The sequence below is a fragment of the Ancylomarina sp. 16SWW S1-10-2 genome, assembly GCF_009669305.1.
Classification (GTDB): Bacteria; Bacteroidota; Bacteroidia; order Bacteroidales; family Marinifilaceae; genus Ancylomarina.
The window spans coordinates 59752-78701 of the sequence record NZ_SADB01000013.1 but is presented as its reverse complement, the minus strand read 5'-3'; the positions used below and the strand labels follow the sequence as shown (position 1 = coordinate 78701).

Here is an 18950-nt window from a genome sequence, read left to right as displayed (position 1 = left end):
TAATATTAAGAGGATATTTGAAAGCGTTTAGATTTTAAATCCGTCAAATGATGGATGAAATTATGAATATATTGCTTTTCAGACAGCCTCTTTTTTAAAAAAAACACATAGTTATGAGAACACGCTTTTTATTAATCGGAATATTCTCAATTCTGCTTTTGACGGTAGCTTGTGATAAAGATGAAAAAACTCGAGAGGCTGATACAAAAGACATAGATCTTATGATTACCCAGAACTTGCTTTCTTCCGATTTTGTTGGTAATGGAGCTCAATGGGGTGGCTATGACAATGTGCAAGATTGGATTGGAGCTGAAACTTTAAGTGAAGCCGATTGGACTAAATTGTACGAACGTATCGATTTTATGCGTCCTCCATTTTTACGTATTATGAGCAATGCTGGATCATCTTATAATAATAATGGGACTTACGATGAAACGACTAAAACGGTTTCGCTTTTTAAAATGTTGGCGTATGCCCAAAGTCGTCATATTGAAATTACCTACGGTGAGTGGGGACATCATTATTTAAATGGGAATATTGAGGAAGTTGACGTTTCATGGATTGCTAATTCGGTGAAATTTTTAAATCATTTGGTAAATGAAAAGGGATATACCTGTATCAAAACAGTCAACATTATTAATGAGCCTAATGGAGATTGGTCCACAACAGAGGGAAATTATAACGCTTGGAAAAATGTACAGGATGCTTATGTGCTCGAGATGGCAAATTACAATTTATCGGGTGTTAAATTAATGGGACCCGATGTTGCTGTATTTAATAGTGCTAACCAGATGGATTGGATTACGAGATCTAATGCAGATTTGGGTGAAAATATTGGACTATATAATCTTCACGTTTATCCAAAACAATTAATTGTACGTAATGGTGATTATACCGAAATGCTTCAGGCTTACCGCGATGTAACGCCTGCTGATAAGCGTATTGTTTTAGGTGAAATTGGATTCAAATACGACGAAGTTGATGCCGAACTTAAGGCGCAAAACGAAGCGGCTATTGAAGCTGATCCTTATGCAGGCGAAGATTCTAATATGATGGTTTATAAAGCCTTTTATGGTATTGATATGGCTGATGCTTTGATTCAATCGATGAGAGCTGGATTTTCAGGTGCTTTGGTTTGGAACATGGATGATGCTATGTATGTTAGTCCAGATGGCAGCAACTATAATGTTGATCAAATGAAACGATGGGGTTTCTGGAATATTCTTGGAGAAGAGCATTGTGGTGATGCTGAAGATGAGGCGATACGTCCATCATTTTACCCTGTTTCTTTATTATGCCGTTATTTCCCTGCAGGATCTGATATTTATAATGTCGAACTTCCTAATAAAAAAGGTGTTCGCGCTATAATGGGAGCTAAAGATGGGAAGTATTCTATTGCAGTGGTTAACTCAAATTACTCGACTTATTCTATCGTATTGAAATCAGATTTTATAGACAATATTGAGATGAATAAATTCAGTTTTAAATCGAATGCCGATGGTTCATTTGTTGGCAAGCTAGATGAAAATGGTTTTGCAACTCCTGTAGAAAAAGGAATGAGTATCGATTTAAATAAAGGTGTAGAAATAACGTTGGAAGGTGAATCATTTATTCTATTCACCAATATGGATTAAGAGTCCATAAACCAAATATAGAAAAAATAATAGACCATATATATTAAATAAATGAAGTTAACAAAGCATCCAAATAATCCCATTTTAAAACCACATGCAACCAATTATTGGGAGAACCTTGTGGTTTGTAATCCGGGAGTATGGTATGAAAACGGAAAGTTTACAATGTTGTATCGTGCGGCAGGTAATGATGAACAACATTATATCCGTATGGGAACGGCAGTGAGTGAGGATGGTGTGAATTTCGAGAGAGTTTCTGATGAACCAGCATTTGGACCTAGTAATGATGGTCCAGATCAAGGTGGTGTTGAAGATCCCCGTATCGTTAAGTTTGGAGACGAATTTTATGTCACTTATGCTTTCCGTCCTCATTATCCTGGACAATATTGGAAATTTGAACATGATGTAATTCTTCTTCCAGAGGTAGGTGAAGATTCTCCTGCAGTAATGAAAGATAACATTGCTAATTCAGGACTTGCAGTAACTAAGGATTTCAAAAATTGGCGTCGTCTGGGGCGTGTTACAGAAACAAATCTTGATGATCGTGATGTCATTCTTTTTCCTGAGAAAATTAATGGTAAATATGTCATGCTTCATCGCCCTAAACAATGGGTTGGAGAAAAGTATGGCTGTGAGACTCCAGCAGTTTGGATTCGTTTTTCAAAAGATTTAATGGTGTGGAATGAGCCTAGTACATTGCTTATTCCTGGTATTAAGGGAACTTGGCAAGAGAAAGTGGGCGGAAGTACTCCTCCATTAAAAACAGATGATGGGTGGTTGATAATTTATCATGGTGTTGAAAATGGCGGTGAAGGTCATTATCGAGTAGGTGTTGCCTTGCTTGATTTGGAAGATCCAACAAAAGTGATTGCTCGTGCCAGCGATTGGATTATGCAGCCTGAACATGATTATGAAATTGAAGGTTTTTATAAAGGCTGTGTCTTTCCAACAGGTAATGTTATTGTAGATGATACGCTTTACGTATATTATGGAGCTGCTGATAAATACATTGGTTTGGCAACTTGTAGCGTAAAAGAAATTCTTGAATTTGTGAAAAAGAATGAGTAATATCCTGAAGATTAGTGCTTTTGTGTAAAAGTAAATGAATATTTTAGTTAGATGTTAGGTTTGGTTAGAATTTCCCTTGGTTTAGCGGCTAGCAAACTAAGGGAAATCTTACCTAATAATGAAATCAGGCGAGTCCTTATTCAATAAAGGGATAGTCTGTGTTTTAAATGTTTTAAAAAGCTATTAAAAATATACAGATGAAGAACAGTTTATTTCTACTTGTAATTTCCCTAATTTTTCTTTCTTGCCAACAAGAAGAAGATAATTTGATTTACATTCATGCCGATCAAGCAATATCGACCGATTTTATTGGGAATGGTGTGCAGTGGTCGGCCTATCCGCATGCCGATACTGAAAACGCAGAATGGGGTAAACTCATGACTGATGCGAAATGGGATATGAATTTCAAAAGACTGGACTACATGCAACCTAAGCTTTTTAGGGTGTTAGATCAGGCCAACTGGAGGTATTTAGTTGGATTTGATAAGAAAGAAAATCCAATTTTAAATTTTGATAATCCTGAAGTAATAGCGGTTGAGAAAATTTTAGATTACGCACAAAAAAATCAGATTACTGTCCTTCTAGGAGAATGGGGCACTCCATATAAAATGCATGATACAGATCATGGGCATTCCGATAAATTTACAGGAGCAAACGATCCTAAATGGATTAATATTATAGCCGAGTACTTGGATTATTTAATCAATACCAAAGGCTATACATGTATAAAATATTACAACTTGGTTAACGAACCTAATGGAGATTGGGCTAGTACCAAGGGCGATTTTAATGAATGGCGTGATGGTGTGAAAATGCTATCTGAAGTATTGAAAAAGAAAGGAATGGATAAATCTATTACTGTTGCAGGACCTGATGCTGTTACACGTTACGATAACCCAGAATCAACCTATAGTGGAATGGGGTGGGTTGAAGAATCAGCCAAACAGATTGGTGAATGTATTGGCATTTACGAAATTCATGACTATACAGCCCACGATTTTGTTAAAAGTGGAGAGTTTAAACTTTTTCATAAGAAAGCTGCTGATATAGCGAAAAAAGAAAACAAGCAAATCATCTTTGGAGAACTTGGTTTTAGTCGTAATGGTAAAAAGAATCAGGACAGAGCTAAAGCCGATCCATACTCTAGTGAAGACAGCCAGATGGAGGTTTATGATTTTTCTTATGGTATTAATATGGCCGATGCAGCAATTCAAAGTATGAATGCTGGTTTTTCAGGTTCGGCAGCTTGGGCATTAGATGATGCTATGCATACCTTAGGCGATTTAGGTAAAAAGAATCAACTGAAAAGATGGGGGATGTGGAATAGTCTTGGAACAGAGATTTGCAATAACCCAGATGATGAAAATATGAGACCTTGGTTTTATTCATGGTCATTATTGTGTCGTTATTTTCCAACAGGGAGTCGTATTGTTGAAACAGACAGTACAGGTATCGAAGGTCTTCGATTAACAGCATCTGTTCTTAAGGATGATATGACGATTGCTATCGTAAATAATTCTGATAAAGATAATATCATTGCGCTTTCAGTACCCAATTCAAAATCATTTAAGAAGTTCCTTTATATTGATGGAGAAAGAAGGCTAGATGCGGATGATTTTCCTAAAGCTATAGAACAAAATCTAGGTGAAAAGGAGATGAAAGAACTAAAGGTTCCTGCTAATAGTTTTGTTCTATTAACAACATATAAGTATTAATAAAAGCAGATCTTAATTTCAGTAACTTAAGCTAACTCTAAGCAAACTTTAAATCTAAACGAATGAATATTAGTACTATCGATATTGCCATTCTTATTGTGTTCATTATCGGAATTATTTGGTGGGCACTTAAAAATGGGAAAAGTCAGGATTCTACCTCATACTTTTTAGCGGGAAGAAATATGACTTGGCCTGTTATTGGGCTTTCCTTATTCGCAGCAAGTGTTTCTAGTTCAACCTTAATGGGGCACTCTGGAGAAGGATTTATTACAGGAATCGCAGTTTTTAATTACAATTGGATTTCTGTTTTGGTAATGGTTTTCTTTGCCTTATTTTTTCTTCCATTTTATATCAAATCGGGTATTTTTACGATGCCTGAATTTTTAGAGAAACGATTCGATAAACGTTCAAGATATTATTTTTCATTTATTACAATCTTCGGAAATGTATTTTTAGATGCAGCTGCTACTTTGTACACTGGAGCTTTGATTATCAAGTTGATTTTTCCAGAAGTTGACATGTTTTGGATTATTGTTATTATGGCTGTTGTAGCGGGATCGTATACCATTATTGGAGGTCTTTCTTCGGCTATTAATGCGGATATGATTCAAGCTTCCATCCTAATTATTGGATCTGCTATTCTTTATTTTTATGCTTTAGACGAAATAGGTGGATGGGAACAACTATACGAACGTTTTGGTGATGGTGTTTGGTTAAAATTAACTCGCCCGATTGGCGATCCTACTGTGCCTTGGTTAGGAATGTGGGTTGGGATTCCTATTTTAGGATTCTATTTCTGGGCAAATAACCAGGTTATGGTGCAACGTGTGTTATCTGCAAAATCAGTAGATCATGGTCGAAAGGGAGTCCTTTTTGTTGGTTTCTTATACCTATTTACCTTGTTTATTTTTATTCTACCAGGTTTAATCGGACGTGGAATTAATTTGTTTGGAGTCGAAAACTTACCAACCGAAATTATTGATGGAAGTACATTGAAATCAAGCTTTGGAATCAATACCGATCAGGTTTATCCTCGATTAATCTTGAAATTATTACCTGTTGGTTTAATTGGATTGATTTTGGCAGCTATGATTTCAGCTTTAACATCCACCTTGAGTGCAACACTTAGTTCTGTCTCTACTTTGTTTACCATGGATTTTTATGCTCGATATGATAAAAATGCAGATAGTAAAAAGTTGGTTAAAGTAGGTCGAATTACCTCCATTGTGGTTTTGATATTTGCCGTTATTTGGGCTCCTTTTATAGCTAATTTTGACTCTTTGGTTTCCTATTATCAAGAGATTGTGTCTTATTTGGCACCTCCAATTGTTGGAACTTTCTTTTTAGGTTTATTTTGGAAACGTTCAAATCAGTATGGTGCACTATGGGGCCTAATTTCAGGTATATTGGTTGCTGCCTGTATCATGATTGCAAAATATGTGTTAGATATCACCATTCCATATCATTTCTTATTAATTGCTCCTCTCGTAATGATCTTCAGTATGAGTATCAATGTTCTTGTGAGTTTATTAACTCCATTACCTGATCCTGAAAAAGTTGCTCAAAATACATGGACGGTTAAGATATGGCATGAGGAAACAGAAGAATTAAAAGGAATTGTTTGGTATAAAAACTTCCGAGTATTGTCACTTCTTCTTGTAATTGCATGTTTCGTGATGTATTTCCTTTTTAGATAGAAGGTACCATTTCATTAGTTAGTATGATTAGGAAATACGCTTTGCTTTAATTAGAACAATCCATATTTCCATTGTTTAATTAAGTCTTTAAAATTTATTACAATGAAAAAAACAATTATAAACTTAATGAGTTGTTTACTAATGGTTTCTTGCTTTGGATGTAAGAGTACACCATCAAAAACCAAAGAAGAACAGAAAAAAGAGAATTTTCATATCTATTTATGCTTTGGTCAGTCTAATATGGAAGGCTCGGCTAATATAGAAGAACAAGACAAAACTGTGGATAGTCGTTTTCGTATGATGTCGACTATGAATTGTGAAGATCTTGGACGAGAAAAGGGGAAATGGTATACTGCTGAACCTCCATTAGGACAGTGCGGAGTTGGTCTTTCACCTGCTGATTATTTTGGAAGAACTATGGTTGAAAATCTTCCTGACAGTATAACAGTGGGAGTTATTAATGTTGCCATTGGTGGATGTGATATTCGTTTATTTAATGAAGATATTTATCAAGATTATACCTCGATGTATGGTGATTGGTTTACTGATAAAATAAACGCTTACGAAGGAAATCCTTATCAATGTCTTATTAATCTTGCCAAGCAGGCTCAGAAGGATGGTGTTATTAAAGGATTTGTTTTACATCAGGGTGAGACGAACGAAGGTGATGAGCAATGGCCATCTTATGTGAAAACGGTCTATGAAAATATGCTAAAGGATCTTTCATTAAATGCAGATGATGTGCCTTTGTTAGCTGGAGAAGTTGCAGGTGTCGAACAAAATGGAAAATGTGCAGCAATGAATCCAATTATTGATAAGTTACCAGAAACTATTCCTACTGCTCATGTTATCTCTTCAAAAGGTTGTACAGTGAGAGAAGACAATGTGCATTTTAACTCAGCAGGAGTTAGAAAACTTGGAAAACGATATGCCGAGAAGATGCTAACACTAAAGGGACAAAAATGAAAAAACTAATTGTAGTCTTATTTTGTTGTTTGAATATCATTGCAATTGCTCAACAAACGAATCCTAATCAATCGCTTAAGTCTCCAGAAGTGCTCCCTGGTAATAAGGTTGCATTTCGAATTTATGCGCCTAACGCAAAAAATGTAACGCTTCGATCGGATGATAAATGGGATAAAATAGAATTCAATAAAGATGAAAAAGGTGTTTGGGAAGGCATCTGGAATAATGTAGAATCTGGAGCTTATCGCTATCATTTTATTGTAGATGGTTTACCTGTTTACGATCCTATGGAGCCAATGGCAAAAGAAAAAACAGCTGTTTTATTGATGACTTCGGGTGATGAGGTTATTGCAATGAAAGATAATGTACCACACGGAGCAATTGCTCAACGTTACTATTATTCTAAAACAGTTAATAAGACGCGCAGAATGCATGTATGGACGCCTGCAGGTTATGAAAAATCGAAAGATAAATTACCTGTGTTGTACTTGGTTCATGGTGGAGGCGATGTTGATAATGCATGGACAACGGTTGGATGTGCGGGGAACATTCTAGATAATCTTTTGGCAGAAGGCAAGATTGAACCCATGCTTGTGGTTATGCCTAATGGTACTATTCAGCAAAAAACTGAAACAATGCTGGAAAAAGTCCCAATTTTTAATGAAGATCTAATGATTAATATAATTCCTTTTGTTGAATCAAATTACAATGTGCGTGCCGATGCAAAACACAGAGCTATTATGGGCTTGTCGTTTGGGGGCTTAGAAACCTTGGAAGCGGCAACTTCTCATCCTGAAATGTTTGACTATGTGGTTGCATTAAGTTCTGGTTGGTGGATTAGCGATGAGTGGCAAAAAGAAAGAGGCTGGATGGATGACAAAGCAAAAAGAGTTGCTCGTATGAAGGAAATAGGCGCAGATTTTAATAAGTCGGTTAAGCTCATGTATTTTACTCAAGGTGGGTCTGAAGATCTTGCCTATGCGAATGGACATGAAACCATGAAAATTTTTGATGAAGCTGGAATTACATACAAATATAGTGAATCGCCTGGTGGACACACCTGGAAAGTTTGGCGCAAGAATTTGAATGATATTTTACCATTACTTTTTAAATAATAGATTATGAAAAAAATTACTATAATAATTGCATTGTTCTTAATGGTCTTTTCTAAAGGAACTAATGCCCAGTCTTCACAGGTTTTAGATTATCTGTACTCAATCTCGGGTAAAAAAACTATTTCTGGTCAGCACAACCGGGAGCCTAATGCCAAGCCAGCTCTTTGGACAAATGCAATAAAAAAAATGACAGGAAAATATCCTGCATTATGGAGTGGCGATTTTTTATTCCAACAAGATAATATTGATAATCGTTGGACCATGATTCGTGAAGCCAAAAAGCAATGGGATAATGGTTCTATTGTATCAATTATGTGGCATGCTTGTCCTCCGGACGAAGGGGAACCTTGTGCTTGGAAAGATGGTATTCTTAATTCACAATTGAGTGATGCTCAATGGAAAGATTTACTTACTGAGGGATCAGATTTAAATGAAAAATGGAAAACAAGAATGGATGATATTGCTGTTTATTTTAAGTTTTTAGAAGATAATGGTGTCGAAGTTCTCTTTAAGCCTTTTCATGAAATGAATCAGGGATTATTTTGGTGGGGTGGTAGACCAGGACCTGATGGAACTGCAAAATTATATCGTTATACCCACGATTATATGGAAAATACAAAAGGACTTTCAAACCTTGTTTGGGTTTGGGATATGCAAGATATGACAAGAGATTTTGAGGCATATAATCCTGGAGACGATTATTGGGATGTGTTTGCTTTTGATGTTTATGATAATGGATATGATGCTTCGTGGTACGAATACATTCTACCTATAGTAGGTAATAAACCAATGGCATTTGGAGAATGCACCAAGTTACCTAACGAAGAGCTTTTAGCTGCTCAGCCAAGGTGGACCTATTTTATGAGTTGGGCTGAGCTCGTGGAAAGAGATAATACTATTGAAGAAATACAAAAAGTTTATGATAATCCAAGGGTGATTACTCGTGATGAGTTACCTAAGTGGAAATAGATTATCCTCTTTAAATCAGTAATATGTCCTGACTCTTATATGATAGTTTAATCATATTATTATAATAAACATAGAGATTCAGATATTACTGATTTAATATCAGCATTTTCACCTCAGAGCTAGAATCCTTGTTTTTGTGTGTTTTTCGAAATATTGAATAACATCCAATTGAATTCTAAAAATGAGATTTAATATGGAACAGCGGTTTGATACTAACAGTCAAGTTTATTTGGCTAATCCTTTTTATTACACCAAAGAATAAGAAATAGAACTTTTTAGTTTGCTGCAGAAGTCTGTAAAATAATGTAGAAAAAATTTCAGAGTGGAGTCAACTTATTTTTCTACGAGTAAACTGAATTTGAAAAACAAAAAATAGTATGGATAAGAATATATTTAAAGTACGTCTGGAAAAACTAAAGCAAGAATACCAGAAAATTATTCAGAAACCGAATGAAGAACTTTTTAGCGAAAACGGAATATATAATCGACACAAAAACCCTGTATTAACGCGTAATCATATTCCATTGCATTGGCGATTTGATTTAAATCAGGAAACCAATCCTTTTTTAATGGAACGCATCGGGTTTAATGCTACTCTTAATTCTGGGGCAATCAAGCTAAATGGAAAGTATTTATTGGTAGTGAGAGTAGAAGGAAATGATAGAAAATCTTTTTTTGCTGTTGCCGAAAGTGACAATGGTATTGATGGATTTAAATTTTGGGATAAACCTATTTCAATGCCACAAACCGATAATCCAGATACCAATGTGTATGATATGCGATTAACTCAGCACGACGATGGTTGGATTTATGGCGTATTCTGTACCGAACGAAAAGACCCTAATGCACCAGATGGGGATACCAGTAGTGCAGAAGCTGCAGCAGGTATTGCTCGCACAAAAGATTTGCTTAATTGGAAACGTTTACCCGATTTAATATCTACTACAGGGCAACAACGTAATGTTGTACTATTTCCTCATTTAGTTGATGGTAAATATGCTTTTTATACACGCCCTCAGGATGGTTTTATTGACACTGGTAAAGGTGGCGGTATCGGTTTCGGACTTTCAAAAACAATGGAGCATCCGGAAGTGAAGGAAGAAATAATTGTAGATGCCAAAACTTATCACACCATTTACGAAGTTAAAAACGGACTTGGACCAGCTCCTATAAAAACTGAAAAAGGTTGGTTGCAATTGGCACATGGAGTTAGGAATACGGCTGCAGGTTTAAGGTATACTTTGTATGCTTTTATGACGGATTTAGACAAGCCTTGGATCGTAACTCATAAACCTGCTGGACATTTAATTGCTCCGCTAAAAGAAGAGCGAATAGGCGATGTTTCTAATGTGGTGTTCTCTAATGGCTGGATAGCTGATAATGATGGAAAAGTATTTATTTATTATGCTTCATCCGATACCCGAATGCATGTGGCAACAACATCAATACAACAATTAGTAGATTATTGTATCAATTCACCAGAAGACCAATTGCATTCTCATTTAAGTGTTCAAACAATTAATAAGTTAGTTGATGAGAATAAAGAATTTATGCAATTGTTAGATTAGAACTTATACTAATGATACCAAAACAAAATTTCTGTCAACAGGTAATCTAAAACCAATAAAATTCTATGTCAGTAAAAGTTTCATTAAAAGAGAAGATTGGCTATGGCTTTGGCGATGCTGCATCGTCTATGTTTTGGAAAATATTTTCCATATTTCTGCCAATTTTTTATACCGATGTTTTTGGTATTTCTGCAGCAGCAGTAGGTACTATGTTACTGGTTACCCGTATTTGGGATACAACCAACGATCCTATTATGGGAATTATATGCGACAGAACAAATACTAAATGGGGAAAGTTTAGACCATATTTACTATGGATAGCAGTTCCTTTCGGTATTATTGGTGTTTTAATGTTTACGACTCCAAATCTTAGTATGTCGGGTAAAATTGTATATGCCTATATTACATATACTTTAATGATGATGGCTTATACAGCGATAAATGTTCCTTACGCTAGCTTGTTGGGAGTTATGTCTTCTAAATCGAACGACAGAACCTCTTTTGCGTCGTATCGAATGATTTTTGCCTTTGCTGGTAGTATATTGGTAGTGCTTATTTATCAGCCCTTAGTCGATTGGTTTAAAGGTAGTTTTACCGAAGCTACTTCCTATCAGTTTACCATGATAATAGTTGGGTTGATCGCAGTTGCCTTCTTTATTCTTACTTTTTCGTGGACAAAAGAACGTGTTAGAACGCCTAAAGAACAAGAGAATAACTTATGGCAAGATATCAAAAATCTAGGAGGCAATATTCCTTGGTTTATTTTATTGGGATCGGGTGTTGCAACGCTAATATTTAATTCGGTTCGAGATGGGGTGGCATTGTATTATTTCAAATACTATGTTATTGATAATGCAGCGATTTCCTTTTCAACTACAATGTTAACATTTAGTACAGTGTATCTGTTCTTGGGGCAAATGACAAACATGTTTGGTGTGATGATGGCTAAACCGGTATCGGCTATTATAGGAAAACGAAATACCTTTATGTATGCCATGTTTGCAGCTGCATTATTAAGTTGTGCTTTTTACTTTGTCGATAAACAAAGTCTTTGGCTTATATATTTATTACAAGCTTTAATTAGTTTCTGTGCAGGAATTATTTTTCCATTATTATGGTCGATGTATGCCGATGCTGCTGATTATTCCCAATGGAAAACAGGTCGTAGGGCTACTGGTTTAGTTTTTTCAGCATCAAGTATGTCGCAAAAATTAGGATGGACAATTGGGGGGTCTGTAACACTCTGGTTATTGGCTTCCTATGGTTTTGAAGCTAATGCCGATCAATCTCCAGAAACAATTAGAGGTATAAAATATATGATGAGCTTTGTACCCGCAACTGCAGCTCTTATTTCAGGATTGGTTATCATGTTTTATAAGCTAAGCGATAAAAAAATGGTTAGTATAATGGCCGATTTAGAGGAGAAAATGAAAAAAGAGGAATAGCTTTTAAAAATTAAGACTAGCGGACAATTTTTAATATTGAAGAATGATTCAAGATAATATAAAAACGACAATAGTTCCTGAAATGAAGGTGGAGCTAAATAGTATACTAAACTTCTGGGCACAAAATACAATTGATAAAAGCAATGGTGGTTTTGTTGCAGAGCTCAACGGAGATGGAAAACTAACTGATGCCGATGAAAAAGGAGCCGTGCTTAATACGCGATTACTGTGGAGTTTTTCTGCTGCTTACAATTTTCTTAAGGATCCAGCTTATTTGGTTTTAGCCGATAGGGCATACGATTATCTTATTCAACACTTTTGGGATAAAGAAAATGGCGGTTTATTTTGGTCGGTAACAAATAATGGTTCGGTTAAAAATAGTCGTAAACAAGCATACGCTCAGGGGTTTGCTGTGTATGGATTTTCAGAGTACTACAAGGCATCTGGGAAACAAGAAAGCTTAGACTATGCCATCAAATTATTCAATATAATTGAAGATCATTTTAAGGATGAAAAATTTGGAGGTTATATTGAAGCTTTGGGGTGTAATTGGCAGCCGTTGACTGATATGCGATTAAGCGAAAAGGACGCTAATCAGCCTAAATCAATGAATACGCATTTGCATATTATAGAACCCTTTACTAACCTTTATCGTGTTTGGCCCAACGACTTATTGAAAGATAGAATTCAGAATTTAGTTAGAATATTTCGTGATAAAATCATCGATCCTAAAACTTTTCATTTCAACTTGTTTTTTGATATGGACTGGACTGTGAAATCGAATATTGTTTCATACGGTCACGACATTGAGGGAACTTGGTTATTAAATGAAGCTGCGCACGTTATTCGTGATGAAGAACTAATCGGACAAATGAAGGATCTGTCGATAAAAATGGCTGACATAACCCTTGCTGAAGGAACAGACAAAGATGGAAGTATTTTTTATGAGTTAGAAGGTGGTCATATAGATACAGATAAACATTGGTGGCCGCAAGCTGAAGCAATGATTGGTTTCTTAGATGCTTACCAAAATTCTGGTCATATTAAATATTTTAACGAGGCTCTTCTCGTATGGAATTTTATTCAGAAAAATATAAAGGATAATGTGAATGGTGAATGGTTTTGGAAAGTAGATGAAAATGGAAATCCAGATAAAATACCTCCCAAAGTAGGTTTCTGGAAATGTCCATATCACAATTCAAGAGCTTTAATAGAAGCAATAACACGAATTGATTCAATTAAAGAATAAAATCTGTTTGTAATTATTATTAAACTCGATTTATAAACGCAATGACTTAACTATAAGAGGTATGATTCTAAGTACAAATAAAGGAACGTCTTATGATAAAATTGATTGCACCTTTATTTTTTGAGTGCTTATGTTCTATTCAGGAGCTTGGCACAAGAATATATTTGATTTGGCGACTCTTTGGTTTAAATAATAAGCTAAATAATATTTATATTTGAGTTCTATGTGTTATTATTAAAGGACGTATTTAAAACTGATATTATAATTGGATGAAACTAATTAGTTGTATAATAATCTCTTTGTTCTTGTTGTCAATTCAACCGGTAGATGGGCAAAAATTTGTTCAGGTTAAGGATGGGAAATTTATAAAAGAGGGGCAGACCTATAAATACATTGGAACTAACTTTTGGTATGGAATGAACCTTGGGGCATTTGATAAAGAAAGATTAGTTCGAGAATTGGATAGGCTAAATGAATTAGGTGTGAAAAACCTACGTTTAATGGTTGCATCAGAAGGAAATGCCGAAAGTGAATGGCGATTACAACCTTGCTTGCAAACAACTCCAGGTGTATATAACGAGGAGCTTTTAGAAGGTTTGGACTTTCTATTGAATGAGATGCAAAAGAGGCAAATGCTTGGTGTGTTATGCTTGAATAATTTTTGGCCTTGGTCAGGAGGCATGTCGCAATACGTTTCTTGGGCGAACAATAACGAAGCAATCCCTTTTCCGCCGCCAGCAAAAGATGGTGATTGGAGAAAATACCAGGAATACTCAGCTCAATTCTATACCAACAAAAAGGCTTTAGCCTATTTTAATGATCTAATTAAATTGCTTGTCAATCGGAAGAATACAGTGAACGGATTGGCATATACTGAAGATCCAACAATTATGGCTTGGCAGTTAGCCAATGAACCTGAAGGAGTCAACCAAGAGCAAGCTTATAGAAAATGGCTTCATAGTACTGCAAAATATATTAAAAGTTTAGATTCAAATCATTTGGTTTCGATTGGTAGCGAGGGAAATACGCCTTTTCCACGAACAGGTAACAATTTTGAAAAAGACCATCAGTCAGAGTATATCGATTACTGTACTTTCCATTTATGGATACAGAATTGGGGCTTGTACAATCCACAAAAACCAGAGATTTCGTATAAAGAGGCCATTGTAAAAGCGGAGCAGTATATCAATCAACATTTCGAAATCGCAACAAAGCTATTAAACAAACCTATTGTATTAGAGGAATTTGGAATATCAAGAGATTTTAACAGCTACGAGACTAAAGCTGAAACTAAATATCGCGATGCTTATTATACTTATATCTTCGAAAAGATACTTGAACTATCGAATAAAGGAAATATGTCAGGTGCTAACTTTTGGGCTTGGGCAGGTGAGGGACGACCTCGACTTCCTAAAGTTATTTGGAAAACAGGAGATGACTTAATTGGTGATCCTCCACACGAATTACAGGGTTGGTATTCGGTATATGATACCGACGAAAGTACCAAGGTCATTATTAAGAAATACACGACCTTAATTTCAGAATCTGAAAAGTAATTATACAATATAATTTAAATCAAAAAAAAAGCTGACTCTCATGAGTCAGCTTTTCTTGTGTTATATCGAACTTAATTCAATTTCTCTATCGCTTTTTTAATTCTTGAGATGGCTTCAGCCATTATTTCTTCGCTAGTTGCATACGAGAGTCTTAGGCAATTTGAATCGCCAAAGGCTACACCTGTCACAGTAGCGACTTTTGCTTCTTCCAATAAGTATAGACTTAGGTCCGTAGGGTTATTTATGGTTTGTCCATTATAACTTTTCCCAAATAGGGATGATACATCAGGGAAAAAATAAAAAGCACCATCTGGTTTTTTCAACTTAAAGTCATCGATCTCACTTAATAGATCGAAAGCTACATCTTGTCTTTGTTTAAAAGCTTTTTTCATATCCTGAGTACAGGTTTGATCACCATTAAAAGCTTCTACGGCTGCCATCTGTGCAATTGATGACGCACCAGATGTCATTTGACCTTGCAGTTTTGTACATCCCTTAGCAATCCATAAAGGCGCAGCCAAGTAGCCAATACGCCATCCAGTCATCGCATAACCTTTAGATACACCATTAATCACTACAGTTTGATTTTTTAATTCTTCGAACTGTGCAATACTTTCGTGTTTACCTATATAGTTAATGTGTTCATATATTTCGTCAGATATAATGACGATATCAGGATGTTTTTCGAAAACTTGAGCTAAAGCTTTTAATTCTTCTTTTGAATAGATACTTCCTGTTGGATTACTAGGAGAGCTAAAAAGAAAAGCTTTTGTTTTAGGTGTAATAGCAGCTTCAAGTTGTTCGGGTGTAATTTTAAAATCTTGATCTATATCTGCTGGAATAAGAACATTTACCCCTTGTGCTAATTTTACAATTTCAACATAACTTACCCAGTAAGGGCTAGGGATAAGCACTTCATCACCTGGATTAACTACAGACATGATAACGTTAAGAATAGATTGCTTAGCACCGTTTGAAACAACAATTTGTTCAGGTGTAAATTCTAGATTATTATCACGTTTTAGTTTGTTGACAATCGCCTCTCTCAATTTTAAGAAACCTGGAATTGGTGAATAATATGAGTAATTATTCGTAATTGCATTGTGTGCAGCTTCCTTGATATGATCAGGTGTTTTAAAATCAGGTTCTCCTACACTTAAGTTTATCACATCAATTCCTTGATCTTTTAGATCTCTACTTTTTTGAGACATGGCAAGGGTTGGAGATAGTTCCATTAAGGTGATACGATTCGAAAGCTCTAACATTGTGGTTGTTTTTTATGGTTTTGTAATTTTGCTTGATACTTTTGTAATAATCAATTCTTAAATTGAAGCATAAATGTAATATTTTTAAAACAATTCAATTGTTTGAGTAAATTTATATTTATTTTTTTTTAAATATATTTGCACATTAATTTCAATTGATAATTCATATGTGTATTGATGAATGTTACTGATTGTGAATGGTTTATGCTTTTATTGAGACGTTTATTTTGATGTTAATTGCCTTATTTTTATTTAGTATGAATTACGATATTTTAAATGTGTACTTTAAATTTGGAAGGAAATAAAGAATCTGATTTTAATCAATTTTTATATAATTACTATGCTTGAACTATTTAAGTACACTTTACCTGCCTTAATTGTATTTGCAACGGCTTATTTTCTAATTCGTGCGATGCTTTTAAGGGAAGAGAAGAAACTGAAATTAGATGTTTTTTTAAATAACCAAAAGACTATTACGCCAATTCGTTTGCAAGCTTATGAGCGATTAATAATTCTATTGGAACGAATACATCCAGAATCTTTAATTGTTCGAGAGAATAAAGCTGATATGTCCAATCAACAACTTCATCAAGTTTTGTTGACTATGATTAGAGGTGAGTTTGAGCATAATCTTTCGCAACAATTGTATGTTAGCCCTCAGGCTTGGATGCTGATTAAAGCAGCAAAAGAAAGTTTGGTGCAACTTGTTAATTCAGAAGCCTTGCAATTGGTTCCATCTGATAGTTCTATCAATTTAAGTAAAGCTATAATTGAGTCACATATGCAAAATAAAAAATCGCCATTAGATGAAGCTATTAATTTTTTAAAAGAAGAGGTTCATAGTTTATTTTAGTATTGAAATTATTATGATTAAATGATTGATTCGTTTTAACTGATATTATTACGACTAATTGAGTCATTATCTTTTGTCTTAATTCTCAAAGCGAAGCAATCGAATATATTGTTTCAATTTTAATTGGAATCATGAGTATCCACGAATTTTATTTACGAATAAAAAGAGTCCATTTTTGAATGATTTAAAAAGAAATCTTTTATACTGTTACTAATGTTAAATATATTGTTAGCAATAAGATACACAATATGAGTAAGAATAATTAGAACACTATTGTATATAAATAAGACTTTCTGAGTTTAATATTTGGGAATGGCGTTCTACTCGGAATAAAATGACTAATTTTGCACAAATTTCTATAAATAAAAAGAGAGTATGAGTTCATTTGAAGACATCAAATTAAGTAAGCAGATATTAAAAGCACTTGCCGATGCAGGTTTCGAAAAAGCCACTTCAATTCAAGAAGAAGTGTTTTCTCCTGCTCGCTCGGGTAAAGACCTGATTGGTATTGCACAAACAGGTACTGGGAAAACTCTAGCTTATCTGATGCCTATTCTTATGAAGTTAGGTTATGCTCAGGGTATGGATCCAAGAGCCCTTATTGTTGTGCCAACACGTGAACTTGTTGTTCAGGTTTGTGAAACCATTGAGTTATTGACAGCTTATTTAAATATTAGAGCTATTGGACTTTATGGTGGTGTAAATATTAATACTCAAAAAGAGAAAGTTTGCGAAGGCGTCGATATAATAGTGGCTACACCAGGTCGATTAATGGATATTTATATGTCCCGCATTCTGAAGTTTACGAATATTAGAACTTTAGTGATTGATGAGGCCGATAAAATGATGGATTTGGGATTTATGCCTCAGCTTAAGGCTATTTTCGAAATTTTACCAGAAAGACATCAAAACCTTTTGTTTTCAGCAACTTTTTCAGATGTTGTTGACCAATTAGCTGATGATTTCTTAGTGGCACCTGTACGAATTGAGGTTGCTCCACAGGCTAGTACTGTAGAGAATATTCATCAGATACAATATCATGTTAAGAATATTTTGAGTAAAGTGAGTCTCTTAAAATTCTTACTCGAGGATGAAGAAGTTTTTAACAAGGTGATGATTTTTACTGAAACTAAAAGAAATGCAGATAGAATTGTAGATCGTTTGGAACCTGTATTAGGCGATAATCTAAGTGTAATTCACGGTAATAAAGCTCAAACGACACGTTTGAATGCCTTAAATTCATTTAAGGAAGGAAGTGCTCGTGTGTTGGTTTCGTCTGATGTTGCTGCTCGTGGTATCGATATTGAAAACGTGAGTCATGTAATTAACTTCGATATGCCGAATAATTATGTGGAGTATGTTCATCGTGTTGGTCGTACTGGTCGTGCTGATAAAACAGGTACAGCTATCAGTTTTGTGAGTATCGACGAAGAGATATTGATGGAAAAGGTTGAAGCTTTAATTGGGAAGCCTGTCTTGTTGGAAGAGATTCCTGAAGGCGTTGAATTAACTTCTCAACTGTTAGAGGATGAGAAGAAGCAGACAAGAAATGTTAGAGTTAAAATGGCTGCTAAAAAGGGAAGTGGTTTCCACGAAAAGTCAGCTAAAAACATGAAAACACCTTCTGGATCTAAAGGATTGATGAAACAAAGAGAGAATAAGAAAAGAAATGCCAAGAGAAATGCTAAGAGAAGCAAAAAATAAGCTTTTCTAAAATATATATCTTGTTATCAGAATACTTTATAGTTTGATACAAATAAGTCATCTAAAAACGCTCAATTCATTTGAGCGTTTTTTTGTTTTAGTTTATTTTCGGTAGGTTTAATATCTAAAAAGAATTTTAAAAAAAA

General features: G+C 34.9%; 14 protein-coding genes. 13 read left to right on the top strand and 1 reads right to left on the bottom strand.

The window, feature by feature from the left end; genetic code table 11:
* Positions 1-113 precede the first annotated feature (113 nt).
* From EMN46_RS12295 to EMN46_RS12245, 11 genes are all read left to right on the top strand, one after another.
* A complete protein-coding gene (locus EMN46_RS12295) occupies positions 114-1634 on the top strand; it encodes a hypothetical protein (protein WP_154201110.1) in 1521 nt (506 codons plus the stop codon).
* 51 nt (positions 1635-1685) lie between these two features.
* On the top strand, positions 1686-2702 hold the full coding sequence (locus EMN46_RS12290) for a glycosidase (RefSeq protein ID WP_154201109.1): 1017 nt from the start codon (positions 1686-1688) through the stop codon (positions 2700-2702).
* A gap of 197 nt (positions 2703-2899) precedes the next feature.
* Positions 2900-4417: a cellulase family glycosylhydrolase gene (locus EMN46_RS12285; RefSeq protein ID WP_154201108.1), complete on the top strand. Its 1518-nt coding sequence runs from the start codon at positions 2900-2902 to the stop codon at positions 4415-4417.
* A gap of 62 nt (positions 4418-4479) precedes the next feature.
* On the top strand, positions 4480-6114 hold the full coding sequence (locus tag EMN46_RS12280; protein ID WP_154201107.1) for a sodium:solute symporter: 1635 nt from the start codon (positions 4480-4482) through the stop codon (positions 6112-6114).
* A gap of 102 nt (positions 6115-6216) precedes the next feature.
* On the top strand, positions 6217-7080 hold the full coding sequence (locus tag EMN46_RS12275; RefSeq protein ID WP_154201106.1) for a sialate O-acetylesterase: 864 nt from the start codon (positions 6217-6219) through the stop codon (positions 7078-7080).
* Positions 7077-8195 carry an alpha/beta hydrolase-fold protein gene (locus tag EMN46_RS12270; protein ID WP_154201105.1) on the top strand — a complete coding sequence of 373 codons (1119 nt, stop codon included), beginning with the start codon at positions 7077-7079 and terminating at the stop codon, positions 8193-8195. The genes EMN46_RS12275 and EMN46_RS12270 overlap by 4 nt, the downstream gene beginning before the upstream one ends.
* A gap of 6 nt (positions 8196-8201) precedes the next feature.
* Positions 8202-9164, top strand: a complete 963-nt coding sequence (locus tag EMN46_RS12265; protein ID WP_229130354.1) for a glycosyl hydrolase — start codon at positions 8202-8204, stop codon at positions 9162-9164.
* 377 nt (positions 9165-9541) lie between these two features.
* Positions 9542-10732: a glycosidase gene (locus EMN46_RS12260; RefSeq protein WP_154201104.1), complete on the top strand. Its 1191-nt coding sequence runs from the start codon at positions 9542-9544 to the stop codon at positions 10730-10732.
* A gap of 65 nt (positions 10733-10797) precedes the next feature.
* The gene (locus EMN46_RS12255) at positions 10798-12177 is read left to right on the top strand and encodes an MFS transporter (protein WP_154201103.1); all 1380 of its coding nucleotides are present in this window, start codon (positions 10798-10800) and stop codon (positions 12175-12177) included.
* Positions 12178-12220: 43 nt separating this feature from the next.
* Positions 12221-13426 (top strand): AGE family epimerase/isomerase, encoded by a 1206-nt coding sequence (locus EMN46_RS12250; RefSeq protein WP_154201102.1) that lies wholly within the window; start codon positions 12221-12223, stop codon positions 13424-13426.
* Between the two features lie 269 nt (positions 13427-13695).
* Positions 13696-14982 carry a hypothetical protein gene (locus tag EMN46_RS12245; RefSeq protein WP_195715257.1) on the top strand — a complete coding sequence of 429 codons (1287 nt, stop codon included), beginning with the start codon at positions 13696-13698 and terminating at the stop codon, positions 14980-14982.
* A gap of 71 nt (positions 14983-15053) precedes the next feature.
* Here the strand turns inward: EMN46_RS12245 and EMN46_RS12240 are convergent, their stop codons facing one another.
* Positions 15054-16247, bottom strand: a complete 1194-nt coding sequence (locus EMN46_RS12240) for a pyridoxal phosphate-dependent aminotransferase (RefSeq protein ID WP_154201100.1) — start codon at positions 16245-16247, stop codon at positions 15054-15056.
* Positions 16248-16587: 340 nt separating this feature from the next.
* On the opposite strand from EMN46_RS12240, the gene EMN46_RS12235 reads away from it, so the two are divergent.
* Positions 16588-17100 carry a hypothetical protein gene (locus tag EMN46_RS12235; protein WP_154201099.1) on the top strand — a complete coding sequence of 171 codons (513 nt, stop codon included), beginning with the start codon at positions 16588-16590 and terminating at the stop codon, positions 17098-17100.
* A 375-nt stretch (positions 17101-17475) separates the two neighbouring features.
* Positions 17476-18804, top strand: coding sequence for a DEAD/DEAH box helicase (locus EMN46_RS12230; RefSeq protein WP_154201098.1), 1329 nt, complete (start codon positions 17476-17478; stop codon positions 18802-18804).
* Positions 18805-18950: the final 146 nt, after the last annotated feature.

What these genes read in the sequence shown, in the direction of transcription:
- EMN46_RS12295 (WP_154201110.1), top strand. Translation starts at nt 114, where the DNA reads ATGAGAACACGCTTTTTATTAATCGGAATATTCTCAATTCTGCTTTTG.
- EMN46_RS12290 (WP_154201109.1), top strand. Translation starts at nt 1,686, where the DNA reads ATGAAGTTAACAAAGCATCCAAATAATCCCATTTTAAAACCACATGCA.
- EMN46_RS12285 (WP_154201108.1), top strand. Translation starts at nt 2,900, where the DNA reads ATGAAGAACAGTTTATTTCTACTTGTAATTTCCCTAATTTTTCTTTCT.
- EMN46_RS12280 (WP_154201107.1), top strand. Translation starts at nt 4,480, where the DNA reads ATGAATATTAGTACTATCGATATTGCCATTCTTATTGTGTTCATTATC.
- EMN46_RS12275 (WP_154201106.1), top strand. Translation starts at nt 6,217, where the DNA reads ATGAAAAAAACAATTATAAACTTAATGAGTTGTTTACTAATGGTTTCT.
- EMN46_RS12270 (WP_154201105.1), top strand. Translation starts at nt 7,077, where the DNA reads ATGAAAAAACTAATTGTAGTCTTATTTTGTTGTTTGAATATCATTGCA.
- EMN46_RS12265 (WP_229130354.1), top strand. Translation starts at nt 8,202, where the DNA reads ATGAAAAAAATTACTATAATAATTGCATTGTTCTTAATGGTCTTTTCT.
- EMN46_RS12260 (WP_154201104.1), top strand. Translation starts at nt 9,542, where the DNA reads ATGGATAAGAATATATTTAAAGTACGTCTGGAAAAACTAAAGCAAGAA.
- EMN46_RS12255 (WP_154201103.1), top strand. Translation starts at nt 10,798, where the DNA reads ATGTCAGTAAAAGTTTCATTAAAAGAGAAGATTGGCTATGGCTTTGGC.
- EMN46_RS12250 (WP_154201102.1), top strand. Translation starts at nt 12,221, where the DNA reads ATGATTCAAGATAATATAAAAACGACAATAGTTCCTGAAATGAAGGTG.
- EMN46_RS12245 (WP_195715257.1), top strand. Translation starts at nt 13,696, where the DNA reads ATGAAACTAATTAGTTGTATAATAATCTCTTTGTTCTTGTTGTCAATT.
- EMN46_RS12240 (WP_154201100.1), bottom strand. Translation starts at nt 16,247, where the DNA reads ATGTTAGAGCTTTCGAATCGTATCACCTTAATGGAACTATCTCCAACC.
- EMN46_RS12235 (WP_154201099.1), top strand. Translation starts at nt 16,588, where the DNA reads ATGCTTGAACTATTTAAGTACACTTTACCTGCCTTAATTGTATTTGCA.
- EMN46_RS12230 (WP_154201098.1), top strand. Translation starts at nt 17,476, where the DNA reads ATGAGTTCATTTGAAGACATCAAATTAAGTAAGCAGATATTAAAAGCA.